The organism is uncultured Sulfitobacter sp. (assembly GCF_947500075.1).
GTDB lineage: Bacteria > Pseudomonadota > Alphaproteobacteria > Rhodobacterales > Rhodobacteraceae > Sulfitobacter.
Genome location: NZ_CANMQS010000001.1, coordinates 425,376 through 449,787 on the forward strand (window position 1 = coordinate 425,376; position 24,412 = coordinate 449,787).

The 24,412-nt window shown below is 59.8% G+C and carries 29 protein-coding genes and 2 tRNA genes; 19 read left to right on the forward strand and 12 right to left on the reverse strand.

The genetic code is table 11. The features are described 5' to 3' along the window. The first annotated feature begins 22 nt into the window (after positions 1–22). From lipB to Q1A91_RS02075, 5 genes are all read left to right on the forward strand, one after another. On the forward strand, positions 23–679 hold the full coding sequence (gene lipB / locus Q1A91_RS02055; RefSeq protein WP_299872122.1) for a lipoyl(octanoyl) transferase LipB: 657 nt from the start codon (positions 23–25) through the stop codon (positions 677–679). A gap of 78 nt (positions 680–757) precedes the next feature. Continuing rightward, positions 758–2,008 (forward strand): adenylate/guanylate cyclase domain-containing protein, encoded by a 1,251-nt coding sequence (locus Q1A91_RS02060; RefSeq protein WP_299872125.1) that lies wholly within the window; start codon positions 758–760, stop codon positions 2,006–2,008. A gap of 257 nt (positions 2,009–2,265) precedes the next feature. Continuing rightward, positions 2,266–3,939, forward strand: coding sequence for a cytochrome c oxidase subunit 1 (locus Q1A91_RS02065; RefSeq protein WP_299872128.1), 1,674 nt, complete (start codon positions 2,266–2,268; stop codon positions 3,937–3,939). Between the two features lie 37 nt (positions 3,940–3,976). Then, entirely contained in the window at positions 3,977–4,552 is a 576-nt protein-coding gene (locus tag Q1A91_RS02070; protein WP_299872130.1) for a hypothetical protein, read from the forward strand. 24 nt (positions 4,553–4,576) lie between these two features. Next, the gene (locus Q1A91_RS02075; protein ID WP_299872131.1) at positions 4,577–4,966 is read left to right on the forward strand and encodes an MAPEG family protein; all 390 of its coding nucleotides are present in this window, start codon (positions 4,577–4,579) and stop codon (positions 4,964–4,966) included. Positions 4,967–5,099: 133 nt separating this feature from the next. Here the strand turns inward: Q1A91_RS02075 and Q1A91_RS02080 are convergent, their stop codons facing one another. Beyond that, on the reverse strand, positions 5,100–6,347 hold the full coding sequence (locus Q1A91_RS02080; RefSeq protein ID WP_299872134.1) for an MFS transporter: 1,248 nt from the start codon (positions 6,345–6,347) through the stop codon (positions 5,100–5,102). A 182-nt stretch (positions 6,348–6,529) separates the two neighbouring features. Here Q1A91_RS02080 and Q1A91_RS02085 point away from each other — a divergent pair. Both Q1A91_RS02085 and Q1A91_RS02090 read left to right on the forward strand, forming a co-directional pair. Continuing rightward, a tRNA-Gly gene (locus Q1A91_RS02085) sits at positions 6,530–6,604 on the forward strand. Positions 6,605–6,975: 371 nt separating this feature from the next. Beyond that, complete coding sequence (locus Q1A91_RS02090) at positions 6,976–7,599, forward strand: hypothetical protein (protein ID WP_299872137.1); 624 nt, start codon at positions 6,976–6,978, stop codon at positions 7,597–7,599. Between the two features lie 3 nt (positions 7,600–7,602). On the opposite strand, the gene Q1A91_RS02095 is transcribed toward Q1A91_RS02090, so the two are convergent. Next, the gene (locus tag Q1A91_RS02095) at positions 7,603–8,610 is read right to left on the reverse strand and encodes a hypothetical protein (RefSeq protein ID WP_299872140.1); all 1,008 of its coding nucleotides are present in this window, start codon (positions 8,608–8,610) and stop codon (positions 7,603–7,605) included. 162 nt (positions 8,611–8,772) lie between these two features. On the opposite strand from Q1A91_RS02095, the gene Q1A91_RS02100 reads away from it, so the two are divergent. The 5 genes from Q1A91_RS02100 (at position 8,773) to Q1A91_RS02120 (ending at position 13,633) form a co-directional block, all read left to right on the forward strand. Beyond that, on the forward strand, positions 8,773–9,435 hold the full coding sequence (locus tag Q1A91_RS02100) for a hypothetical protein (protein ID WP_299872142.1): 663 nt from the start codon (positions 8,773–8,775) through the stop codon (positions 9,433–9,435). Between the two features lie 26 nt (positions 9,436–9,461). Continuing rightward, positions 9,462–10,508 (forward strand): hypothetical protein, encoded by a 1,047-nt coding sequence (locus tag Q1A91_RS02105; RefSeq protein ID WP_299872143.1) that lies wholly within the window; start codon positions 9,462–9,464, stop codon positions 10,506–10,508. Between the two features lie 78 nt (positions 10,509–10,586). Next, on the forward strand, positions 10,587–11,546 hold the full coding sequence (locus Q1A91_RS02110) for a DNA cytosine methyltransferase (protein WP_299872145.1): 960 nt from the start codon (positions 10,587–10,589) through the stop codon (positions 11,544–11,546). An 11-nt stretch (positions 11,547–11,557) separates the two neighbouring features. Then, complete coding sequence (locus tag Q1A91_RS02115) at positions 11,558–12,454, forward strand: NaeI family type II restriction endonuclease (RefSeq protein WP_299872147.1); 897 nt, start codon at positions 11,558–11,560, stop codon at positions 12,452–12,454. 231 nt (positions 12,455–12,685) lie between these two features. Further along, a complete protein-coding gene (locus Q1A91_RS02120; RefSeq protein ID WP_299872150.1) occupies positions 12,686–13,633 on the forward strand; it encodes a response regulator in 948 nt (315 codons plus the stop codon). 17 nt (positions 13,634–13,650) lie between these two features. Here Q1A91_RS02120 and Q1A91_RS02125 read toward each other — a convergent pair whose 3' ends face one another. Next, the gene (locus tag Q1A91_RS02125; RefSeq protein ID WP_299872153.1) at positions 13,651–13,989 is read right to left on the reverse strand and encodes a hypothetical protein; all 339 of its coding nucleotides are present in this window, start codon (positions 13,987–13,989) and stop codon (positions 13,651–13,653) included. Between the two features lie 2 nt (positions 13,990–13,991). Further along, complete coding sequence (locus Q1A91_RS02130; protein WP_299872156.1) at positions 13,992–14,231, reverse strand: Lrp/AsnC ligand binding domain-containing protein; 240 nt, start codon at positions 14,229–14,231, stop codon at positions 13,992–13,994. Positions 14,232–14,363: 132 nt separating this feature from the next. Between Q1A91_RS02130 and hisB the strand changes: the two genes are divergently transcribed. Then, positions 14,364–14,951, forward strand: a complete 588-nt coding sequence (gene hisB, locus Q1A91_RS02135; RefSeq protein WP_299872158.1) for an imidazoleglycerol-phosphate dehydratase HisB — start codon at positions 14,364–14,366, stop codon at positions 14,949–14,951. A gap of 4 nt (positions 14,952–14,955) precedes the next feature. Further along, a complete protein-coding gene (hisH, locus tag Q1A91_RS02140) occupies positions 14,956–15,594 on the forward strand; it encodes an imidazole glycerol phosphate synthase subunit HisH (RefSeq protein WP_299872161.1) in 639 nt (212 codons plus the stop codon). A 268-nt stretch (positions 15,595–15,862) separates the two neighbouring features. Here the strand turns inward: hisH and Q1A91_RS02145 are convergent, their stop codons facing one another. Together Q1A91_RS02145 and Q1A91_RS02150 are read right to left on the reverse strand one after the other, a co-directional pair. Next, positions 15,863–16,228, reverse strand: coding sequence for a DUF2147 domain-containing protein (locus Q1A91_RS02145; RefSeq protein WP_299872164.1), 366 nt, complete (start codon positions 16,226–16,228; stop codon positions 15,863–15,865). Between the two features lie 179 nt (positions 16,229–16,407). Beyond that, positions 16,408–16,797, reverse strand: coding sequence for a DUF2147 domain-containing protein (locus Q1A91_RS02150; protein ID WP_299872168.1), 390 nt, complete (start codon positions 16,795–16,797; stop codon positions 16,408–16,410). Positions 16,798–16,927: 130 nt separating this feature from the next. On the opposite strand from Q1A91_RS02150, the gene hisA reads away from it, so the two are divergent. The 3 genes from hisA (at position 16,928) to Q1A91_RS02165 (ending at position 18,805) form a co-directional block, all read left to right on the forward strand. After that, on the forward strand, positions 16,928–17,647 hold the full coding sequence (gene hisA / locus Q1A91_RS02155; protein ID WP_299872171.1) for a 1-(5-phosphoribosyl)-5-[(5-phosphoribosylamino)methylideneamino]imidazole-4-carboxamide isomerase: 720 nt from the start codon (positions 16,928–16,930) through the stop codon (positions 17,645–17,647). 94 nt (positions 17,648–17,741) lie between these two features. Beyond that, positions 17,742–18,503, forward strand: coding sequence for an imidazole glycerol phosphate synthase subunit HisF (gene hisF / locus Q1A91_RS02160; RefSeq protein ID WP_299872174.1), 762 nt, complete (start codon positions 17,742–17,744; stop codon positions 18,501–18,503). After that, a complete protein-coding gene (locus tag Q1A91_RS02165; protein WP_299872177.1) occupies positions 18,500–18,805 on the forward strand; it encodes a phosphoribosyl-ATP diphosphatase in 306 nt (101 codons plus the stop codon). Before hisF ends, Q1A91_RS02165 begins: the two co-directional genes overlap by 4 nt. A gap of 139 nt (positions 18,806–18,944) precedes the next feature. Here the strand turns inward: Q1A91_RS02165 and Q1A91_RS02170 are convergent, their stop codons facing one another. The 3 genes from Q1A91_RS02170 to rlmB form a co-directional block, all read right to left on the reverse strand. Continuing rightward, on the reverse strand, positions 18,945–19,412 hold the full coding sequence (locus Q1A91_RS02170; protein ID WP_299872180.1) for a CoA-binding protein: 468 nt from the start codon (positions 19,410–19,412) through the stop codon (positions 18,945–18,947). Between the two features lie 239 nt (positions 19,413–19,651). Further along, positions 19,652–19,981 carry a hypothetical protein gene (locus Q1A91_RS02175; protein ID WP_299872183.1) on the reverse strand — a complete coding sequence of 110 codons (330 nt, stop codon included), beginning with the start codon at positions 19,979–19,981 and terminating at the stop codon, positions 19,652–19,654. 12 nt (positions 19,982–19,993) lie between these two features. Next, the gene (rlmB, locus tag Q1A91_RS02180; RefSeq protein WP_299872186.1) at positions 19,994–20,767 is read right to left on the reverse strand and encodes a 23S rRNA (guanosine(2251)-2'-O)-methyltransferase RlmB; all 774 of its coding nucleotides are present in this window, start codon (positions 20,765–20,767) and stop codon (positions 19,994–19,996) included. A gap of 214 nt (positions 20,768–20,981) precedes the next feature. On the opposite strand from rlmB, the gene Q1A91_RS02185 reads away from it, so the two are divergent. After that, positions 20,982–21,065 (forward strand) — tRNA-Tyr (locus tag Q1A91_RS02185). Positions 21,066–21,149: 84 nt separating this feature from the next. Here the strand turns inward: Q1A91_RS02185 and Q1A91_RS02190 are convergent. Genes Q1A91_RS02190 through Q1A91_RS02200 form a run of 3 tightly spaced genes read right to left on the reverse strand, consistent with a single transcriptional unit; the run spans position 21,150 to position 23,193 of the window. Next, entirely contained in the window at positions 21,150–21,947 is a 798-nt protein-coding gene (locus Q1A91_RS02190; RefSeq protein ID WP_299872189.1) for a metal ABC transporter permease, read from the reverse strand. Further along, on the reverse strand, positions 21,947–22,678 hold the full coding sequence (locus tag Q1A91_RS02195; protein WP_299872192.1) for a metal ABC transporter ATP-binding protein: 732 nt from the start codon (positions 22,676–22,678) through the stop codon (positions 21,947–21,949). The genes Q1A91_RS02190 and Q1A91_RS02195 overlap by 1 nt, the downstream gene beginning before the upstream one ends. Further along, positions 22,675–23,193, reverse strand: coding sequence for a transcriptional repressor (locus Q1A91_RS02200; protein WP_299872195.1), 519 nt, complete (start codon positions 23,191–23,193; stop codon positions 22,675–22,677). The genes Q1A91_RS02195 and Q1A91_RS02200 overlap by 4 nt, the downstream gene beginning before the upstream one ends. Positions 23,194–23,250: 57 nt before the next feature. On the opposite strand from Q1A91_RS02200, the gene Q1A91_RS02205 reads away from it, so the two are divergent. Beyond that, complete coding sequence (locus tag Q1A91_RS02205; RefSeq protein WP_299872198.1) at positions 23,251–24,309, forward strand: zinc ABC transporter substrate-binding protein; 1,059 nt, start codon at positions 23,251–23,253, stop codon at positions 24,307–24,309. Positions 24,310–24,412 lie beyond the last annotated feature (103 nt).

The following is a 24,412-nucleotide window of genomic DNA, read 5'->3' on the forward strand; positions in this document are numbered from 1 at the left end:
GGTCAGCTTCTACACCACAGATATGGTTGAATGGATCACATCAGACGGCTTGACCGAATACCGCACAGCAGAAACCTGGATGGAAGCACGTGTCGCGGAGATCGCATCGGGCGACGCGCAGGAGTGTATCTGGCTGGTGGAACATCCGCCGCTTTACACCGCAGGCACATCCGCACAGGCCGAAGACCTGATCGCGCCAGACCGCTTTCCGGTCTATCCGACCAAACGCGGCGGGCAGTATACATATCACGGGCCCGGTCAACGGGTGGCGTATGTTTTGCTGGACGTTGGCAAACGCGGCCGGGACGTGCGCTGTTTTGTCCGCCAGTTGGAAGACTGGGTGATCGGCGCGCTGGATCAGTTCAATGTGCGCGGAGAGATCCGACCGGGCCGCGTTGGGGTCTGGGTGCAACGTCCTGAAAAACCGCCACAGGCAGACGGCAGCCCGGCAGAAGACAAGGTCGCGGCGATCGGCATCAGGCTGCGCAAGTGGATCAGTTTCCACGGGATCAGCATCAATGTTGAGCCCGATCTGGAGCATTTCAGTGGGATTGTACCCTGCGGGATCAACGCACACGGGGTGACCTCGCTCGTTGATCTTGGCCTGCCGGTGACAATGAACGATGTCGATCTGGCCTTGCGGCAGAGCTTTGACACGGTATTTTCACCGTCCCGCTGATCCATGGGGCAAAGACCCGTTGCCGGCCGGGTCAATGCAACGCTACATTGGCGACGGCCTCTGATCGAAGGGCAGCAGATGGACGTTCCCACAGACTTTGAATTCTGGCTCGATGATCCGCGTGTCGTGGCACTGAACACGTGGATTACCCGCAATGGCGCGCGGGAGCAGCCGCAACTGGCTTTTCTGGAGGCCTATTGTGCCGAAGTGCTTGCACTGGGCGTGCCGCTCATGCGGGCCCATGTCACGATCAACGCCCTACACCCTGTCTACGGCAGTGTTGGCATTCAATGGCAGCGCGATGAAGGGTCGGACCGGCGGGAATATGGACACAGCACTGACGTGCGGGAAGACTGGGTAAGAAGCCCCTTTTACCATATGATCAGCGCCGGTCGCTTGGACTACCGGGAGCGCCTTGGCACATCCGAAGAGCCCAGCAGGTTTGCCTTGCTCGCGGAGATGCAGGCGCGCGGCGCCACAGATTACTATGCCGCTGGTCTGGTGTTTGGTGACTGGAACGAAGGCGACCATGTCGAGCCGACTGCGCGCACAGAGGGGACGTTGATGTCCTGGATATGTGACGGGCCGGGTGGGTTTTCGGACAGGGACCTGGCACTGATCCGCCTGACGTTCCCTGCGATGGCACTGGCGATGCGCGCAACCAGCAACCGCAAGACCGCTGGCGACCTTCTGGGCATTTATCTGGGGGCGGATGCAGGACAACGGGTGCTGTCAGGGGAGATTGAGCGCGGCTCCAGCAGATGGATCAATGCGGTCATCTGCTACTTCGACCTGGAAGGCTTCACCGGCATGTCACAACAGGTGGCGGGTGAAGACCTTATCGCGATGCTGAACGACTACTTCGGCCATGTGGTTGCCCGGATCGAGGAGAACCACGGCAACGTTCTGAAATTCATGGGCGACGGGTTGCTCGCGATCTTTGATCGGGATGTGCTGGACGACGCCCCGGACCGGGCTATAGCGACGGTGCGCATGCTGCGCGACGATATTGACCGTCTCAACACCAGCCGGACGGCGAATAATGCGGAAACGATGGAATACACGATCGCGCTGCATGCGGGCCCAGTGCTCTACGGCAATATTGGCGCGAATGAGCGTCTGGATTTCACCGTGATCGGTCCTGAAGTGAATCTGGGCGCGCGGATCGGTGGGATGCACAGATCCCTGGGGCAATCGGTAATCATCTCGCAAGCCGTGGCGCAGGATGTGACGCAAAACGGGTTCGAGCTGATCTCTCTTGGCCGCTACATGTTGCGCGGCGTCGAAACACCGCAAGAGCTGTTCACGATCCACCCGCAAACCACCTGAAACATTGCGAATCCCCGGTACAGCCTTGAAAGCGCGGGCAGCCACCCCCATGGCAATTTGCCGCTGGCAAGGCACCAGACACAGAGGTGGATCAAGAAACCCTTAGAAATAACAGTCGCTTTGAACCCAATTTTCCGCCTCTGCGACGATCACGACCATTGCTCCTGTCGATCAGCCGCTTTAGAACCAACACCAAGATGCGCCGTGTGCTAGCCAACAGACGCGGTGTACCAACAGTCAATTTCAGGAGGCACCGCATGGCAGACGCAGCCATTCACGGGCACGACCATGAAGACAACCGTGGATTCTTCACACGGTGGTTCATGTCCACAAACCACAAAGACATCGGTATTCTCTACCTCGTTGTCTCTGCTTTTGCCGGGTTCATCTCGGTCGCATTCACCGTCTACATGCGGCTAGAGCTGATGGAGCCGGGTGTGCAGTATATGTGTCAGGAAGGCGCGCGGCTGATGGCCGACAGTGCCACGACCTGTACCCCCAACGGGCATCTTTGGAATGTACTGATCACCGGTCACGGTATTCTCATGATGTTCTTTGTTGTCATTCCCGCCCTCTTCGGCGGTTTTGGCAACTATTTCATGCCTTTGCAGATCGGCGCGCCGGATATGGCGTTCCCGCGGATGAACAACCTGTCATTCTGGCTCTACGTTGCCGGAACCACGCTGGCGGTTTGCTCCGTGCTTGCGCCGGGCGGCAATGGCCAGGCGGGATCGGGTGTTGGATGGGTGCTTTATCCGCCGCTTTCGGTGAAAGAAGGCGGCATGTCGATGGACCTTGCGATCTTCGCGGTCCATGTCTCCGGCGCCTCATCGATCCTGGGTGCGATCAACATGATCACCACCTTCCTGAACATGCGTGCCCCCGGCATGACGCTTTTCAAAGTGCCACTGTTCAGCTGGTCGATCTTCGTGACAAGCTGGCTGATCCTGCTGTCCCTGCCTGTTCTGGCCGGCGCGATTACCATGCTGCTGATGGACCGGAACTTTGGCTTTGCCTTCTTTGATCCGTCAGGCGGCGGGGATCCGGTTCTCTACCAGCACATCCTGTGGTTCTTCGGCCACCCGGAAGTGTACATCGTGATCCTACCGGGCTTTGGCATCATCAGCCACGTCATCGCGACCTTCTCCAAGAAACCGATCTTCGGCTATCTGCCGATGGTCTGGGCGCTGATCGCGATTGGTGCATTGGGTTTCGTCGTCTGGGCACACCACATGTATACGGTGGGCATGACGCTGAACCAGCAAGCCTATTTCATGCTGGCAACCATGGTCATCGCGGTACCAACAGGGGTCAAGATCTTCTCCTGGATCGCGACCATGTGGGGCGGTTCGGTTGAGTTCAAGACACCGATGCTCTGGGCATTCGGCTTCCTGTTCCTCTTCACCGTGGGTGGTGTGACGGGCATCGTGCTGTCGCAAGCAGCTGTCGACCGCTACTACCATGACACCTACTATGTTGTGGCGCACTTCCACTATGTGATGAGCCTTGGTGCTGTCTTTGCGATCTTTGCGGGCATCTACTTCTACCTGCCCAAGATGAGCGGACGGATGTACCCTGAATGGGCAGGCAAGCTGCACTTCTGGACCTTCTTCATCGGTGCAAACCTGACATTCTTCCCCCAGCACTTCCTGGGTCGTCAGGGCATGCCGCGGCGCTATATCGACTACCCTGAGGCATTCGCCTACTGGAACTGGTGGTCTTCGCTGGGTGCGTTCCTCAGCTTTGCCTCCTTCCTGTTCTTCTTCGGTGTCATGGCCTATGTGCTGACGCGCGGGGCACGGGTCACGGCGAACAACCCCTGGAACGAATATGCCGACACGCTGGAGTGGACCCTGCCGTCCCCTCCCCCGGAGCATACGTTCGAGATCCTGCCAAAGCAGGAAGAATGGGACAAACAGCCCGGCCACTGAGCCGAGGTTGCGTCAGAACAAGGAAAGGCCCCGATGGATGTCGGGGCCTTTCCTTGTTGGTGGTGGAGGGGATATGCCGATCAGCCTTGTCGTGATCGCTCTGCTTGGCCCGCAAATCTGGGCGATTGCCGCGCGTAAGTCAGCTGTAGTCCGTATGTCAGCGCTGTCGCTTAGCTTGGTGTTTTTGGCGGCCCTGCCGGTCGCGGTGTGGAGACATATCTGGATGCAAGACCATGACCAGATCGCTGGATCGCAAGACACATACTACGTCGTCTCGTTGTTTCATCATTTCGCGGGTCTGGCACTTCCTGCATGCACCCTGACTGTGGTCCTGGCCGCAACCGCGCGGTGGGCAGCCCCTCTGCCACGGGCGACGGCATGGATCGCCAGTGTTTTTGCGGTTTGCCTGACCATCATGGCAACGCGACCCTCATGGGACAGATGGCTGGTTGACCACCCAAAGCGGTATGAAGATTACGAGGCCTATGTGGCCCAACGCATCACGATTGACACCTACAGCGGGCTTCTATCGGCGGTGATTTTCTGGAGTCTCATTGCTCTGTGTCTGATCGCACTCTTGCGTCGCCTGAACCAATGGTCAAAAACGGGCTGAGCCCCGACCTGGAGAAGGCATCCCATGATCCCCACCATCACCCCCCTTTACGCCGCTCTTGTCACCCTCGTTTACTTCGTGCTGACCTGGCGCGTTATCATGTACCGTCAGGCGAACCGGCTGTCGCTGGGCGACAGCGGCGACAAGAACCTGCTCAAACGCATGCGCACGCAGGCCAATTGTGCAGAGTATGCCCCGCTGGGGCTGATCCTCATCCTTTTGGTAGAACTTCAGGGCGCGCCTGCGATTGCGGTGCATGGCTTGGGGGTGCTCCTGCTCGCGGGCCGGATTATCCATCCGCTGGGATTTGCCGTAACACCGCAGAAGATCATCCTGCGTCAGCTTGGCATGCTGCTTACTTTTGCCTGTCTGCTCCTGGCGGCATGCGGGTTGCTTGCACATGCGGTGTTCTGAAACCCTGTGTGCAACAGGGGCGGCGGGGCATGTGGTGACCGCCGCGTGATTGGATTTCAGACCTCCGGTGGGGTTTTTTGAACCATTTGGAAGGGGGCCTGCGCGCAAGTGGCATCATATGGTGCAAAAGGCTCTAGGAGGGGAACCAGCGACCAAGCGCGCGCCACCCCAGCACACCAAGGAGGATGGCGCCAAGGGTGCCGACACCGAAGGGCATCATCAGAGCCACATCCCGCGGCAGAGGGCCGTCCGTGAGCTTCACCACCATCCCTGACAGCAACAGGCCAACAGGCATCATGCCCCAGGCCATCAGGCGGTACAGGCTGTTGACCCGTCCCAGAAGTGCATCCGGGATCATCCTCTGACGGTAGGAAACGGAGACAGTGTTCCACACCAGACCCGTATAGTTGAAGACCGCGAGGATGATCGCCAGTGACACCGCACCGGGGGCAAGGGCGATGGCAACGAAGGCCGGTGCCGTCAGCACAAGCATCCATTGCGCCGTCCTCATTGGCCCCAGGGCATGGATCACACGTTCTCCTGTCCATCCTCCCAATATGCCCCCCAGCGCGCCTGCCGCCAGGATCAGACCATAGGTCTGCGCGCCCACCGACAGGTTTTCCTGCACATGCAGGATCAGCGCGATCATCACCATCTCGAAGAGCAGGTTCCAGAAGCCGGTGATCCAGGCCAGCGCCATCAAGAGCGGTTTGGACCGGAGAAAAGCAACCGCCACGGCCAATTCCTTGCGCCAGTTCTTTTCGACCGTCACGGCGGGTTTGAACGGACCTGAGAGGGCCAGAAACAGCATCACGGCAAGGCCATAGGCCGCTGCGTTCAAGGCAAAGGGCAGCGGCACCGCCAGGGCGATCAGAAACGCACCCAACGCCGGTCCCAACAGCGCGTTACCCACCAGTTCAACCGACCACAGACGGCCATTGGCGCGCTCAAGCGCGGCATGGGGCACAATGGCGGGCAGCATCGTCTGGGCGGCGTTATCGCGAAAGACCTCAGCCACGCCCACTATGGCGGCCGCCCCCAGGATCAAAGCGAAGATCAGCGGTTGCGCCACACCTGATTGTGGGGGCACCGGCAGTGGCAGCGCCACCCACAAGGCAATGGCAACCGCTGCGAATGCCAGCCCCCGCGCAGCGTCCATCCACAGGATCAACAGGCGGCGGTCCACGCGGTCGGTGATGATCCCGGCCGGGATTGCGCAGATGAACCACGGCAATCGCAGCGCCACCGGCACCACAGCGATCAACAACGGATCGCGCGTCAGCAGGCTGGCCAGCCACGCCCAGGCAAGGGTCGCTATCCCATCGGCCAGATTGGTCAGGCCACTGGCGGTGACAAACCGTATGTAGATGCTGCTGGTCATGCCTGATACTCCTTGCCAGGTGTTGTCGTGGCTGAAGCATGGTTGAGGTCAAGAGGACAATTGCCGAACCCGCCCTGATTTGTTTCGCAACAAGGCCGCAATTGCTGTTTTTTTTCGCGCGCTTTGGATTTTGCCCCTTGCAAGGCGAAGCCTGGGTGGGTATCTCCCCCTCACCCAAGGAAGCGGGCGTAGCTCAGGGGTAGAGCATAACCTTGCCAAGGTTAGGGTCGGGCGTTCGAATCGCCTCGCCCGCTCCAATTGGACCACACCACCCATGTGGAAAACACACAGGCCGCCTTCGGGCGGCCTTTGTTGTTTTTGGGTCGGGGGAGCGTGGCGGGGAGTGGAATGATAACATGGCGTTGCCTACCGCACCTTGGGAGAAAGCAATCATGACGCCGGGCAAACGATGTGCACGATCGAGCGTGATTTAAGGCTGCACTACCTCATCAGGTGATTGCGCGGGGGTGTCCTGATCACCTCAGACAGTCGCCTTTGCGCTTTTTCCGGGTGCGTCGAAATGGTGGACGCGTATTGGGCAGGACAGTAGGCTACTTCAGGGCGCCGCCTGCCGACGTGGCAAATGGCACCCGATACCGAAACCGCTGGCACTCAAGGAAAATCTCAGATGACCCCAAACCGGCTGCAAACGCTCTGCGCAGGCATTCTCGTTTCCACCTGCATCACGCTCACAGGTAGCCCGCTGGCCGCCCAATCCTCCACGCAGGAACTTTTGGACCGGGCAGCAGAGGACGCCAACCGCATCAACGATGTCTTGCGGGCCCTGCAAACATCGGATCCCAATACGCAATATGCGCTGGTCAAACTCCTGCTGGCGGAGAAGGACCCCGCCATGGTTCGGATCGGTCGGGAGTTTGCGCTGTTTTCAACCAACCCGGTCTTGCAGAACATGGCCATCCAATCGGTGTTCAACACCAACCCGCAGGTGCGTCTTGACGTGACCGGCGGCGACAGTCTGGAAACCTACGCCTGGGTCGAATATCTCAATGGTGTCGCAACGGAGAACGGTGCCTCCATCATGCTGAACACCGGCACTTTCAATGAAACCTGCTGGGCCACGTCGCGGGGGACTTGTATCTTCACGATCCGGGGCCTGAATGTGCAGTACAACTACAAATTCAATTCCTATGTCGCGCAGGCAAACCTGACATTGGGTCCGGACGGCGTGTTGCGCGGGCCAATCGTGATGTATTCGGGCCGCGCACAGGCCGCCATCGATCTCAAGGAGTGACCGTCACTCCAGAACGATACTGTCCAGCCCGACCATCGCACCCTGCCCCCAAACGCTCTCAATCCGCAGTTTGACGCGGCGTGCCCGACTGCCCCCGGTGGGAATGTCCAGCACACCGCTGGGCGACATGTCGTCGGCGTTGATCGCGCGCCAGAACGGGCTGCCCGGCATACCAACGTCCAACGCCACCGTAATGCGCTGAGGCATGGCGACATCTGCTGATGGTGTGCTTTGCAATGCGATGCGGTTGATCGGCACCGGCACCTCGTTGGACAGCGTCAGTTCAAGTTCGACCGGTGCACCGGTCCAGGGCCACTGGCTGGTGCCAGACAGACCTTTGAGAACCCCGCCATCGACAATTGCCTGCCCAGTCACGCGAAACCCCAGACCATTGGATCCTGCGGTGATCCGGCCAGTCGACGGATGTGCCCCACTTTTGCCTGCAAGCACCGGATCAATCAGCGCAAAAACACGGTCCATCCGCAGAAACCGCGCCTGGCGATTGCTCAGCGTGCTCAGCGCCATGCCGATCGGCGCCGTGCCCTTGTAGAACAATGCACCGCTGACCCCGCCTTCGACCTCGGCCTCGGCCCAGTTGTCGGTGGTGGTCACAACAAAGGTTTCGTCATCGGCATCCGTGATCACCCCTTCGGCGCGGTCGAGCATAACGCCCGCCCAGTTGATCCGCGACAAGCCGCCAGACCCCGGCGCGTTGATCTGCGGCCCCACCTGTGCCGACAACGCAGACCACCGCAACTCGCATGCTTCGCTCAGATCGCCTTCCACATAGGCAATGGCAAGATCCTCGTCCACGTGACGCCAAAACACCGTAGCGACACCTGTTGTCTGCGGAAGCGCCGATACCAAAGCCAGACGGTCCGTTTTGGCCACATGCTTCGGCATCACCGCATAGCAGTTGCCGCGGTAGCTGACCAAGAAGGCATGCCCGCCCTCATTGTTGACATCCACCAAAGTGGCGGCCTGCCCAGCACCGGCGAGCGCCAGCGTCAAAAGACACGCAAGAATGGTTGTTAGAAAATCTGCTGCGTGTTTAGCTACGGTCGGAAGAAATGGCATGGGGTCGCAATCATGGATTGTTTGAAAAGGGTTCTCTTGTGTATGTGCATTTTTGCCCAGAGTGCCCCGTCCTCTGTATCTGCACAAGACATCCCCTTGCTGACCGATCCCGATTTCCAGGACATCCCCGAGGAAGAAGGGTTGATTGCCGCGCCTGACTGGTTGGTCGGCCTCCACTTCCAGTCGGCTCAGGCAGAACGGCGCCCCACGGTTCTTACGTTCGTTCCGGATATCGGGCCAACAGAAGTTGTCTGCCTCGAAGCGACGACGATTGACGGCCGCTTTGCCGCCAAAGGGGAATATGCCACCACAAAATCAATGCAGGGCTGGATTGAACTGGCCTATACGACCAACTTTGCAAATGTGTGGTCAAATGCTTCTGTCGACAACAGTGGCGTTGTGGCTTCCTCCGGCCCGTGTGGTGACGCGGCGACGCCTGCAACCGTTCTATATCCCGCCGTGCTGAACGGTGGACTGGCCGACGTAGCGCGAGATGGTGTCGGGAATTCGACCCTTGTCCTCAACATGCACGCCAGAAAAACATCCGAGATCGAAGCCTCCATGACCCTAAACGCCGTGGAACTGCCTGTGAGCTGTCACAAACTGGACAGGTCCGATGCGATCAAATTCAACTTCACATGTACAGTCAGCGTGCCCAAAGGCGCAAATGGTGAAGCCACATTCCGCTACACCCGACTTTACAAGGGGAGAAGCAGGCCAGGCGAAACCGGTCGGATATTCCTGCCAGCATTGAAATGAACATCTTTGTCAAAAGGCTGAAAGCAGTGGCGCGTACCTTGCCGGGCGACATCCCCCTTGAACGGATCCTCCGACTGGTGATCCTCGCAGTATTTGTGGGCGTCGTTGTCTACTATGCCATTGGCCGAAAGCAGTCTTTCACCCTCTATGCCACGACCAATTCAGTCGCAGTGAACGTTACAGGTGATGACCCCCAGGACTGGGAACTTGCAGATGCGTCCCTGTGCCTGCGCAAAACTGAAGATGTCACCAGCAAACCGGAAACACTTGCCGCGAACCCACAATGCAGCCCCAGCTTTTTTGTGAACGCCGTGGAACCGCCGCCTGAAGCCGAGGACACGGATGGATCCGAGGACACAGATGGATCCGAGGACACAGCCGCAAAGACACCTGCTGTGCCAGAACAGGCGTTCTTTGAGATCACCTGGGTCGAAGGCACTCGGCTTGTGATCAACCATACCGCTGGCGGACCAATGACCGTTGATGTGACCTATGAGAAGCCAGAGCCAAAAAACTTCTCCACATTTGACGGCATTCCCATCACCCCAAACAGCGTGCTCTTTTTCCCGCGATCCTCGCTCGCCACGACAGAAGCCGTCTTTCTCAAAGGGCGTGTCCAGGTCGGAAATCCGGTGAAATCGCGCACCTCTTTTCTGCTGCTGAACGGAAGCTACGAAATCCGCGAGCGGTTGGGCTTGTCATCGGGGCCGACCTTGATTGCAAAGGGAACATTGTTGCCCGGTGACTTTGTCAGCCTTGTTGATCGGCAAGGAGCCGAAATCCCCACCCAAATGGTCCTTATGCCACCGGCTCGGACGTCAGACCGGGGATTTGACATTGTTGCGACCTCCCCCTTGCGACACAGCGCTTTGCTGGTGGACCGCATTGGGGCCGCGCGCACAGAAATAACAACCCGCTGGATGGACCGTCTGGCAAGCGATGCGCTGCCGCTGGCGCTGTCGATCTTCCTTGGGCTGTTGGGTGCGTCGCTTGGCATTGCCAAAAGTCTGGTCGGCCCTGCCCCGCAGTCCAACGCACCAAAACAATCACCATCGGACAAAGCCCCATTGTGACCCTTGCCGCGCCACGGGCGGTGAGCTAGAACGAAGACAGAACAGACGCCACAGGGCGCAGAGCAAGGAACAGGCAGCATGCTGACATCGGTGGAGCTTTGTGCAGGTGCGGGCGGTCAGGCTTTGGGGCTTGAGCGTGCGGGCTTTGGCCATTCCGCTTTGGTGGAGATCGACAAGCATTGCTGCAACACGCTGCGCCACAACCGCCCGCAGTGGCAGGTGCTCGAAGAAGACCTGCGCGATTTCAAGGAACGCGCGGGGGATTACGCGGGTATGGATCTGCTCGCCGGTGGGTTGCCGTGCCCGCCTTTTTCCGTTGCGGGCAAGCAGCTGGGGGAACAGGATGAACGCAATCTCTTCAACGACGCGATAGAGATCATCGATGCCGCCCGCCCCCGTGCGGTGATGATTGAAAACGTGCGTGGCTTTCTGGATGCGGTGTTTCATGACTACCGCGAACGCCTGAAGACCCAGCTGGACAAGCTCGGCTATCGCACCGACTGGCGTTTGTTGAATGCCTCGGACTATGGTGTGCCACAGTTGCGCCCGCGTGTGGTGATTGTCGCGGTGGAGAAACATCGCGCGGATTTCTTTGACTGGCCAGATCCCCTGCCCCACAACCCGCCTACCGTGGGCGAGACCCTGCGCGACCTTATGGCTGCGGGCGGCTGGCGCGGCGCGGATGACTGGGCGGACAAGGCGGATGAGATCGCGCCGACAATCGTCGGCGGATCGAAGAAACACGGCGGGCCCGATCTGGGTCCGACACGGGCGCGGGCGGCCTGGGCAACGTTGGGGGTTGAGGGGCGCACCATTGCCTATGAGCCCCCTGACCCGTTCCACAACGACATGCCGCGTCTGACCGTACCGATGGTGGCGCGCATTCAAGGGTTCCCGGACGACTGGCACTTCACCGGCGCCAAAACCAATGCCTACCGCCAGGTGGGTAATGCCTTTCCCCCGCCTGTGGCCGAAGCGGTGGGTCGTCAGATCGCCCGTGCGCTGCGCAAGCGCAAACTGCATGCCGTGGCGGGTTAGGCGGTCAGGCGATGAAAAAGGCGCTGCCCTTCAGCCTGATCGCGCCAGACCATCCTGACTATCATGTACTGCACCCGTTGGCTGAGGATATCCTGCGGCGCGGCGGCGGCGCCGACAGTCTTGCGCAGCGCTTTCCCAACATGCTGCGCACCTGCATCGATGATGTGATCATGACCCCCAAGACCGGGCGGCGCGCGTATGAAGAGCTGGAGAAGACCGAAAAGACCTACATCGGCACACGGGTAGAGATTGAACTGCGCGCCCTTCTGAACCTGCCCCGCGGCCGCCTTGATACCGCGCTTCTGGGCCATGACGTCGATATCAAACATACCATGGGCAACAACTGGATGATCCCGACCGAAGCCGTGGGCCATCCCTGCCTCCTTGTTGCAGCAGATGAGGCGCGGGCATGCTGCTATCTGGGCCTGATCGTGGCGCATGTGGCGTATTTGACGCAAGGACAGAATAAAGACGCCAAACGCAGTATTTCCGCTGAAGGCTTCGCCCATATCCACTGGTTGTTCAAAGAACACCCCTATCCCGCGAACTTCTGGCGCGGGCGGGATGAGGCCATGGTTGCACGGATTTTTGCGGGCACGTCCGGCAATGCGCGCATGGCCAGCCTGTTCAGAGAGGTGCAGGGCGAGCCGATCAGCCGCGACGTCGTAGAAGCCGTCGCCCAGCAGCAGGATTTTATGCGGCGGATCCGGTCGGATAAGGGGCGGGGGACACGTGATTTATTGGCAAGAGAGGGCATTGCACTGCTTTCGGGACAATATGATGCAACGCTCATTGACGCCCTCGGCCTGCCCGCCTGCGGGACGAGTGAGTTCATCTCTTATCTGCCCCATACTGACGCGCAATTCGCCCTCGTCCACCACCACGGGATCGACCTGAAACGGCCTTGAGCAGAAATCGCGCAGAATCACCCTCCCGGCGGCTTTCTGCCGACTAAACCTGCAGTAGAGGCAAGAATTCGCTAAACTAGCGGACAAAATCCAGCATTTGGCAAGAATGTGCCAGGAATTTGTGAGAAATAGCCATAATTTGGTCTTTTTCAGCCTCTTAAGTGGGACCCAGTCGAGCAGAAACAACACGTCGAGAGAGCGTGGCTCATTTAACACTTGGAGAAAACCACAATGAGACTACTGGCAGTTGATGACGATCCCCTGATCCTTGACCTCTTGCCGGTCGTGTTCAAACAGGCGGATTTCCCCCAGATTACCGTCGCGTCTTCAGGCATGGATGCGCTCAACATCCTGTCGGACCCGGACGCACAGTTTGACTGTTTGCTCCTCGATATTGAGATGCCGGGCATGACAGGTGTGGAACTGTGTAGCCGCATCCGCGCCCTGCCGCAGTATCGTGACACGCCGATCCTGATGCTGACCTCCGTCACGGACCGCGGCATCATTGAGCGTGCCTTCGCAGCCGGTGCAAACGACTACATCAACAAACCCTTCGACGTAAAAGAGATCACGACGCGCGTTCGCGTGGCCAAGCGCATGACCGAAACGGTCGGCAGCGCGCCGCGCCTGAACCCCGTTGATCTCCCAGCAGATGGCGCGAAGGGCGAACACCCGTTCAAGATCGGCGATTCCGTCCGCTTGGCCAACATCGATCAGCTGGTGCTTCCGTTCTCGCTTGGAAACTACCTGTCGCAGCTGTCGCGTCGCCGTCTGGACACGTGCAGCATCTTTGCTGTCCGGATTGAGAACATGGACAGCCTTTTTGCAGAATGTAACACCCGTGAGCTGGCTGTTGCCCTGTCAGAAGTGTCCGAAGCCGTGACAGACGTCGTCGATTGTCCCAAGCTTTTGACGGCCTATGATGGCGATGGCACCTTCCTGTGCATCACCCAGCAAGCGCAATCGCTGGTCTGGCCCGAGATCGAAGACCGCGTCCACGCCCTGCTTGGCGAAGGTGCGGCAATGTTCGAAGATGGCTCGCCCATGAACATCTGCGTGGCCATAGGCAACCCCATTCCACCGAACGCAAGCCGCAACCAGCGGGTCAAAAAGACATTCGACCGGGCCATTGGCCGCGCGTTGATGCGGGAAAAAACGAAAGTGCGCCAGCTGTCCTGAGACGGCTGCGCCCCTCTTCAGTTGATTGGAAATTGCTTGAGGCACCGCTGCGCATTGCGCTTGTAGTCCTCAAGCGTTTCCACAACAGAGCGTCGTTCGCGCACCACAGCGAGGGCGCGCTTTTTCTGTGCACGGGTGCCGCTGACGTGTCGTTCCAATATCGAGACGGTGGCGAACAGCATGATGTCCCGCTCAACCTTGGTGATTTCACCGGCTTCTGACAAAACGACCGCAGTGATGGACAGCAGGTTCGAACACCGCAGCGCGACGGCTTCCCTGCCCTCATAGGTGCGCCCTGCATCTGCGGCATTTGTCCAAGCCAGCAGCAGCAGGCCTGCGGCGCAGGCCCGGCGCATCCTCAGAAAACCTTGAATGTCATGGTGGTCAGTGACCGCTCAATCCCGTCGATGTCCAGCAAACGTTCGTTGATGAAAACACCGACGTCTTCCGTCTTTGGGATATAGACCTTCATCAGCAGATCATAATCGCCCGAGGTGGAGTAAAGCTCCGAGTGGATCTCGCGCAGCGCAATCTCCTCTGCCACGCGGTAGGTGGTGCCGGGGCGACAACGGATCTGGACGAAAACACAGGTGCTCATGTGGGGACCTCACTGACGGGTGGGTGCAGGCTGACATAAGGGCGCGCGCGTCGCAATCCCCGATCGCGCGCCAGCCCCTTGGCCTGACCCACAGCACTGCTATAAGGGCGCGAGTTTCCAAGGAGAAGTCCCATGCGTCAGACCAGCCTGACCCGCACCACCGCTGAGACCGACATCACTGTTGAGATCAATCTTGACGGCACCGGTGTCTATGACAACGAGACCGGCGTGGGCTTCTTTGACCATATGCTGGACCAGCTGGCACGCCACGCCCTGATCGACATGAAGGTGCGCGCCAAGGGCGACCTGCACATCGACGATCACCACACCGTTGAGGATGTCGGCATCGCGCTGGGTCAGGCGCTGGCCACGGCCCTTGGTGACAAACGCGGCATCCGCCGCTATGGGTCCTGCCTGTTGCCGATGGATGACGCGCTGATCCGCTGCGCGCTGGACCTTTCTGCGCGACCCTTCCTGATCTGGAATGTCGACCTGCCCACCGACCGCATCGGTACGTTCGATTGCGAACTGGTGCGCGAGTTCTTTCAGGCCCTCAGCACACACGCAGGCATCACCCTGCATGTCGATATGCTGCATGGGCTGAACAGCCACCACATCGCAGAGGCGTGCTTCAAATCAGTGGCCCGCGCGCTGCGCGACGCGGTTGAGGTGGACCCCCGCAAGGCGGATGCGATCCCCTCGACCAAAGGCGCGCTTTGATCCGATGCTGACGGCCATCATCGACTACGAATCCGGCAATCTGCATTCTGCCCACAAGGCGTTTGAGCGGATGGCCCGCGAACAGGACGCAGGCGACGTGACCGTGACAGCGGATGCTGAGGTTGTTGCCTCCGCGGATCGTATCGTGCTGCCCGGTGACGGTGCCTTTCCGGCCTGCATGGAAGCCCTGAAGGGCAAATCCGGCCTCTATGACGCGATGGTTGAGGCGGTGGAGGTCAAAGGACGCCCCTTTCTGGGCATCTGTGTCGGCATGCAACTGATGGCAAGCCTTGGGCGCGAATACCGCGAAACGCCAGGGCTGGGCTGGATTGCCGGTGAGGTCACGAAGATCGAGCCCTCTGATCCAACCCTGAAGGTGCCGCATATGGGCTGGAACGATCTTGTCATCGACACGCCACATGCCGTGTTTGAGGGCATCAAGACCGGCGATCACGCCTATTTCGTGCATTCCTACCACATGGCCGTCACCACCCCGACGCAACGGCTGGCGCATGTGGATTACGCAGGTGATGTAACGGCGATCATTGGCCGGGATACGATGCTGGGCATGCAGTTTCACCCGGAAAAGTCCCAGGCCACCGGCCTCCGGCTGATCGCGAATTTCCTGAAATGGGCGCCCTGACGTTAGGTCGTGTTGCCATTCAGCGCGTAACCTCAGTTTCAGTCGAATTTTCGTCAGAGTCAGGCGTCTGAGCGCAACAATAGTCAGCTATTGGAAGGTCAGACAACGCAAGTCTGGCGAAAATTCGCGAAACCCTTTGGGGCGCGGCAGATTTTGCCCTGCCCGTCGTTGTCAGGCGCTCAGAATGCCGGCATTCGATTACGCCAGACGCCTTGTGCAGAGCAAAATCTGTCTCGCGCTGAGGCTGCGCGCTGAATGTCAACACGACCTAACGGATGAGCGTCCAGACGCGGGTGTCGCACCCCTCGTCATTGCAGGCTTTCAGCCGTAGCTTCTTGCCTGCAATCTCGGCGCGGGACTTGAGATACCTGTTGGCCTGCGGGCCCCGGTACTCCCCGAAGAAACTGCCGTCGGGCTGAGGGCGCATTTCCCACAGCACCTTGGCCCCGACCGCATTGGACGGCGTATCATAACCGCGCCGGTCCTTGACCCGCTCCACCCGGCCGCACAGGGCCCGCCCGCACCGTTTGGTGCGCACGTGGAATACGATGCCGAAAGGATCGGCTTCCGTTTCCCACAGCCCTCTCGGCACTTCGACCACGGCTTCCCCTTGAGCCGTCGCTGGAAGAGCCACCGATAGCACCATTAGAAGCCCTAAGAGCCGCAAGAGAATTGTCATAGCGCTTTCCACGTCGCATCGGGATTTGCGTCCTAACCCTATCGAAAAGCCTTATAGATATCAACTTTGCGCCCGCATCTATGACAGTCCCGGATCAGCCAGGGGGTATTCTCTGTGACCAGCGGCGATGGCTCTCAATTGACGCGGGTCCAGGTCTGCTTCAGGCAAATCAGTCCACCAAGGACACATCCCCCAATACGCAGTTTGTTGCCAGACACCTCTCCGGTGCCTTTGTATGTTTTGTTATTTGATGGCTTCCAAGCCTTGCCTTCGTAGCTCCCGCCGCCAGTGGCCTTCATATCAAACACAGCGTTCTTGCCGATCACATCGGATGCAACTTCTTTGCCGCCTTCAAACTTTTTCTGGAAGACCCCGCAAAAGCCCCCGCCGCAAGGTTGCATTTTTACATGATAAAAGACCCCGTCATCAGGCTGTGTTTTCCAAAGACCTTCTATTGGATCTGCGGCCCAAGCAGTACTGGCCAAAGCCAAACCGAACACCACAGAAGCAAGAAACGTTTTCATATTGTAAACTCCAATTTTTAACCAGTCTGAGGCATGCCACCCCGTTCTGACAAGCCTGACCTCAGGTCGCGTTGCAAAACGCGGCTCCCCGTGCAAAACCGCCTCCAAAGCTCCAACAAGGACCCGCACCATGATCCTCTATCCCGCCATCGACCTCAAAGACGGCCAGGCCGTGCGCCTGGTGCATGGCGACATGGCACGCTCCACCGTCTTCAACGACGACCCGGCCGCACAGGGCCGCGCCTTTGTGGCGGCAGGATGCCAATGGTTGCACCTCGTTGATCTCAACGGCGCCTTTGCCGGAACACCTGTAAACGCAGCCCCCGTCGAAGCGATCCTGAAGTCCTGCGAGGTACCTGCCCAACTCGGCGGCGGCATCCGCGACATGGCCACGATCGAAAGCTGGCTGGACAAAGGCCTTGCCCGCGTGATCCTCGGTACCGTGGCCGTTGAAAACCCCGATCTGGTGCGCGAAGCCGCCCGCACCTTCCCCGGCAAGGTCGCGGTTGGCATTGATGCCCGAAACGGCAAAGTCGCCACCAAAGGCTGGGCAGAGGAAACGGATGTCATGGTCACCGATCTCGCCAGGTCCTTTGAAGACGCAGGCGTCGCTGCCATCATCTACACCGACATCCTGCGCGATGGCGCAATGGGCGGCCCCAATGTCACCGCCACAGCCGATCTCGCCCGCGCTGTGTCAATCCCGGTGATCGCCTCGGGCGGTGTGTCCTCTCTGGAAGATCTCACCGCGCTTAGAGACACCGGCGTGATTGAAGGCGCCATCTCCGGCCGCGCGCTCTATGATGGAGCGATCGACCTCAAGAGCGCGCTACGACAGCTTGCGACCTGATCTTCCAAATGGTTGCAAAAACCTCGGGAGGTCTGGAGGGCAGACAGCCCTCCAGCGGCTTGCCCCACGCCGCCCAGCCCGCTAAGACAGCCTCATGCTCAAAACCCGCATCATCCCCTGCCTGGACGTTGCCGACGGCCGCGTGGTGAAAGGCGTGAACTTCGTCGGCTTGCGCGACGCAGGCGACCCGGTGGACGCCGCCATCGCCTATGACGCCGCAGGGGCCGATGAACTGTGCTTCCTCGACATTCACGCCACGCATGAGAACCGCGGCACGATGTTTGATCTGGTGCGACGGACGGCCGAACATTGCTATATCCCGCTCACGGTAGGGGGCGGCGTGCGCACGGCTGCTGATGTTCGCGCCCTTCTTTTGGCCGGTGCCGACAAGGTCAGCTTCAATTCTGCTGCTGTCGCCAATCCGGACGTGATCGCACAAGCCGCAGACCAGTTCGGCAGCCAGTGCATTGTCTGCGCCATCGACGCCAAGACCACAGCGCCCGGCACATGGGAAATCTTCACCCATGGCGGCCGCAAACCGACCGGGATTGACGCGGTTGAATTTGCCAGGACAGTGACCGCCAAAGGGGCCGGAGAAATCCTGCTCACCTCCATGGACCGGGACGGTACGAAGGCGGGCTTCAATTTACCCCTGACACGCGCGATTTCCGACGCCGTCAGCGTGCCTGTCATCGCCTCCGGCGGTGTCGGCACCCTTGATCACCTCGTCGAAGGCGTGACCGAAGGAGGCGCCTCTGCCGTGCTCGCCGCCTCGATCTTCCACTTCGGCGAATTCACCATTGCACAAGCCAAACAACACATGGCCGAGGCCGGCATACCGATGAGGCTGACATGACCCTCGACGATCTCTACGCCACCATTCAGGCCCGAAAATCCGCAGACCCTTCCAGCAGCTGGACCGCGCAACTGCTGGCAAAAGGCCCGGAGAAATGCGCCGAAAAATTCGGAGAAGAAGCTGTCGAAGCCATTATCGAAGCGGTAAGGGGCGACCGTACTGCCCTTACATCGGAAGCCGCAGATGTCCTCTACCACCTTCTGGTCATGCTCGCCGCCCGCGATGTCCCACTGTCAGATGTGATGCAGACCCTTGCCGCCCGCCAGACACAATCCGGTCTCAGTGAAAAAGCAAATCGCTGATACAACACCTGTCTTCCAAATGGCTCAAAAAACCCCCGCGGAGCGTTAAAGTCTCTTTTGGAGTTCCAAAAGAGATTTCAGGCCTCTGGCAGGGTTTTTAGAACCATTTGGAAGACGGGTTGCGGCTCATCCCAACACCCTAAAGCCTGCTTGAAATCACACCTGTCGCGAACCCGCCGCGGCGCAACTCCCCGAAGAGGCGTTGATATTCAATCTTCGGGCAGCGGTTTTGAATGACATCGATGCTGCGTGCCTGTGCCTGCGCAGCGGCCTGCGCATGCTCCACACCGATCTGCATCCAGATGGTTTTCAGCTCTGGCAGGGTCTCCAGCGCTTCGGCAACAATGTCGGGTACAGCGTCCGATCGGCGAAAGATGTCAACCATGTCGACGGTCTTCGGCACGTCGGCAAGGCTTCCACGCACCTCTTGACCAAAAAGGCGCTCCCCCGCGTGGCGTGGATTGACCGGCACCACATTATATCCACGCAGACCAAGGTAGCGTGCCACGAAGTAGCTGGCCCGGACCGGGTTCAGGGACACGCCAACCATGGCCACTGTCTGGGTACGTACCAGCACGTTTTTCAGAAAGGCGTCAGAATATGTCATGGGCGCAACCTAGCTTTGCGCCGCACGCAGGAAAAGCCCGATGCACCAAACGCTGCAAAAAAGAACGCCCCAAGGCAGAGCCCGGGGCGCGCAGGTGCGGAACGAGGGACAGTCATGCAGGGACAGACGTTCCATATCCGGCCCTGTGACACTTCAAATGGGGGGACTGGGGTCCCCCCGGAAGAGCTTCTCGCATCAATGTGAACGAAAAGTTAAAACAGCACTGTCCCTTGCCTGTTCTAGTCGAAGATATCTTCGACAAGATCAAACACCTCTTCCGCGATGTCTTTCAGCCAGGACTTGCGGCGCTTCACCTTCCTGGGTTTGCGTTTTTGCGCCTTCTGCTGGCGCTGCTCCGCCGGAAACTGACGCACCTCGGGATGGTGCGACACGGCCACCCGTCTGCGTCTGGGTTTCCCAGGGGCCGTCTTGCGTTTGGGCAGCATCTTGAGGTCATGCAGGGGGGCGCCGCAGTTGGCGCAGGCCAATTCGTGACGTCCCGTGTCGAGGGTCAGCGCTGCTTTGCTGCCGCAATGGCGGCAGGTGGCGATTTTCGTAGGCGGGCCCATCGGTGCTCCTAATCAATGCGTCAACGAAGCATATAGGCCGATTGCTGCCGCGTTGGAGACGTTGAGCGATCCAAAAGCGCCTGCCGCATCGATCCGGACCAAGGCGTCCACTGTTTCACGGGTCTTTTCGCGCAGGCCCGGCCCCTCCGCCCCCAGCACCAACGCGACCGGGCGGTCCTGTTTGCCGTCCACGGCTGCCTCGATGGTCTGGGCACCCTCCCCGTCCAGTCCCAGCACCATGTAGCCCATGTCCTGAAGCGCCCGGATCGCATCTGCCAGATTGCGCACCCGCAAGTAAGGCTGGCGTTCCAACGCCCCACTTGCGGTCTTGGCCAGCGCGCCGGTCTCCGGCGCGGAGTGATGTCGCGTCCCGACCACCGCCACCGCGCCCAATACCTCTGCCGACCGCAGGATCGCACCAACGTTATGCGGATCAGTCACACGGTCCAGCAGAATCACCCGTGGGGCTGCCGGCCCGATGCAAACATCCTCCAGCCGCCCCCAATTCAGCGGTTTGACCTCCAGAACCGCCCCCTGATGCACCGATCCTGCATCAATCGGCGGCTTGAATCTGCGCGGGTCGACGACCTCCGGGGTCATGCCGGAGGCCGCAATGGCATCTTCAAGCTTGGCCTGCGCATTCGGCGTGACCATCAGCGTCAGCTTTTCACGCGTCGGGTTCCGCAGAGCATCGCGCACCGCATGCAGACCAAAAAGCCAGAGCGTCTCGCGCGCTTCGGCCTTCTTTCCCTGCTCCTTTGCGACAACCCATTTCGGCTTTTTCATGCGCGTTCCCCATGTTTGTGCTGTCGGTCTAGCGATTGCAGCACGTCAAGCCAAGGCACTGACTTGCAATGATCATCAGGCGTCTTCGCCACGCGGTGGTCGTTCAAATGCAAACGCCCCAACTGCAACAGGAATTCTGCCGGTCAGCAGCAGCGCTCTTGCGCCACTTTAGAGGTTGACGCATCCCAGACCCACAGGTAATCAGCCCGGCAGTGGGCGACAGGCCGCAAGGTGTGGCAGGGGACTGTAACTCCCTCGCGGAGACGCACGCCTGGTTCGATTCCAGGGTCGCCCACCACTTCCCAAACAAGTGTATCAAATGTCGCCCGACCGCGGCCCGTTGCGCCGCTACAAGCAATGCGCGCGCCCATCGCCCGCCCCCTCAAGCCCCTCGCCTGCTTTGCCATCCAATCAGGTTCAACCCGACAAAAAGCACCGCAGCCACGCAGACAATCGACGGCCCCGCCGGGGTGTCGAACAGATAGGCGCCTTGCAGACCGGCAAACGCCGACAATGCGCCAATCGCGGCTGCAATCAACGCCATCGCTTCGGGCGTTCGGGCAAGACCCCGCGCGGCGGCGGCAGGGATAATCAACATTGCAGCGATCAGCAGAACACCGACAACCTTGATGGCGACGGCAACGGTAATGGCCAGCGCCAGAGTCAGGACAAGCTGTTCCCGCTTGGGGTTGAGGCCGCTGGCATAGGCCAGTTCTTCGTTCAGGGTTGAGGTCAGCAGAGCCGCCCAGCGCCACAGGATCAGCCCCACCACCAGCACAGCCCCGCCCCAGATCACCACAAGGTCTGTCCGTGACACCGCAAGGATATCCCCGAAAAGATAGGCCATCAGGTCGATCCGGATCCCGGACAGGAAGGATACCGCAACCAACCCGAAGGCCAGCGCGGAATGGGCAAGAACGCCCAGAAGCGTGTCCATCGCATAGCCACGCCCGGTCAGAAACGTCACCGTCAGCGCCATGATCAGCGCCACGGCAAGCACGCCGGGAAAGATCGACATCTCGAACGTCAATGACAGGGCAACGCCCAGGATCGCGGCATGGGCGGTGGCGTCGCCAAAATAGGCCATCCGCCGCCAGACCACGAAACAGCCCAAAGGTGCGGCGGCAAAGGCAACGCCGATCCCGGCCAGTGTGGCGCGGGTCATGAAATCGTCAAACACTACTCTGCGGCCTCATTGTGGTGGGTATGGTCGTGATCGTGCTCATGCCGGTACAGCGCCAGTGCGCCGCCAGTGCCGGCCCCGAACAGGGCACGATATTCGGGGGCAGAGGCGACAACCGCCGGCGTGCCTTCGCAGCAGACATGCCCATTCAGACAGATCACACGGTCCGATGCGCTCATCACCACATGCAGGTCGTGGCTGATCATCAGAACCGCGCATCCGGTGGCGTTGCGCACCTCTTCGATCTGCTGATAAAACGCAGCGGAGCCGGGCTGATCCAGTCCTTGCGTCGCCTCATCCAGCAACAGCACGTCCGGGCGATTGATCAGGGCCCGCGCCAACAACACACGCTGGAACTGCCCGCCAGAGAGCTGGGACATCTGCCGTTTCAGAAGATCAGGCACCCCTGCCGCGCGCAGGGCGTCCGTGCAGACCGCCGCCTTCACACGCTCCGTCAGCCGCATGAAACGCTCGACCGTGATCGGCAGCGTTTGATCGATGTGCAGCCGCTGGGGGACGTAGCCGATCTTCAACCCCGGTTTCAGGCTGACAACACCGCTTGCCGGGGCTGTCGCGCCGATGATGGCGCGCAGCAGGCTGGTTTTGCCGGACCCGTTCGGGCCCACGATGGTCACGATCTCTCCGGGTTCCAGTTCAAGGCCGACGTTACGCAGCACTGTATTAGCACCATAGGCGACACTCAGATTATTCACGGAAATCAAACTCATGCGCTTGCCTTGTCACTACACGCCGGACACACGCCCTCAGCTTCCACAACGGTTTTCTCAATCTGAAACCCTGCTGCCCGCGCCGCCTCGCCCAGCACACCTTTCGCAGGGGTCGACTGCGCCTCCGCAACGGCATCACACAGGCGGCAGATCATGAATGCGGGGGAGTGGCTCTCGCCAGGATGGGCACAGGCCACAAAGGCATTCAAACGTTCAATCTTGTGAACAAAGCCATGCTCAGACAGAAAATCCAAGGCCCGGTAGGCCACGGGGGGCTGCGATCCAAACCCCGCTTCGCGCAACAGGTCGAGAATCGCGTAAGCTCCAAGCGCGCGGTGTTCCTGCAACAACAGCTCAAGCACCTTGCGCCGCACAGGGGTCAAACGAAGCCCCTTGTCCGCGCACCGCGCTTCCACTGAGGACAGCGCATGATCCACACACCGTTCATGGTTGTGCTTCTCAAATCCCAAAGGGGCCTGCCCACCAGCAGCAATGGATTGGTCTTCGCTTGTCATGTTGCTCCACATGCGCTAATTGAAAACGTAACGTTATAAGATCACATAGAGGTCCCGATGTCCAGAAACCTTATTCCTACCTCCCTTACCGTACTGCTGATGGGCAGCGTTGCCTATGCAGAAGTGCCGAACGTCGCCGTTGATATCGCCCCGGTGCATTCACTGGTGGCGCGCGTCATGGACGGGGTCGGTACGCCTGCATTGATCGTTCAGTCGGGCGCCTCCCCCCATGAATACAGCCTGCGCCCCTCGGAAGCCTCCGCCTTGCAGGAGGCGGACCTTGTGTTCTGGATGGGCGAGGATCTGACGCCATGGATGGAGGATGCCGTGGCCACGCTGGCCACCAAGGCCGCTGTCACCACACTGCTTGAGGCCGAAGGAACGACCCTGCTCGACTTCCGGGAAGGGGCATTGTTCGAAGCCCACGATCACGAGGATCACGACACGCATGACGAGGAGAAGCATGCCGACGGGGAAGAACACGGGCACGACGATCACGACCATGCCGAAGACAAAGAACACGGGCATGATGAACACGCCAAAGACCACGGCCATGACGATCACGGTGACGAGGATCACGCCGACCATGAGGACCATGCGCACGGTGCCCATGACCCCCACGCCTGGTTGTCACCGCAGAACGCAAACACATGGTTAAACGTGATCGCAGCGCAGCTTTCTTCGGCCGATCCGGACAACGCCGGCGCCTACTTTGCCAACGCCGCCGCCGCCCGCGCTGAGATGGAAGCGCTGTCCGCGCAGGTCACAACCACCCTTGAACCGGTGCGCGGTCGGAGCTTCATCGTTTTCCACGACGCGTATCAGTACTTTGAGAACGCCTTTGACTTCCCGGCATCCGGTGCCATTTCCATCGGTGACGCATCAGACCCAAGCCCTGCCCGTATCGCTGAAATCCAGGGGCGCATCCGCGCCGAAGGCATTGATTGCGTCCTGGCGGAACCCCAGTTCAATGCCGCTCTCATCGCGACCGTCCTGGACGGGACGGATGCAAACACAGGCATCATTGACCCACTTGGCGCCGCGCTTGAGCCGGGTGCCGCGCTTTACCCCCAGCTTATTCGCAATATGGCGGATACGCTTGCCGAATGCCTCTGATCAGGTCGGCATCAGCGGCAGTCGTCCGGACAGCCGCTGATCGCCCGCGCTGAGCAGAAAACCGATGAGGCCGCAGCCGTTTGGCGTGAAAATCCGCCAGAAA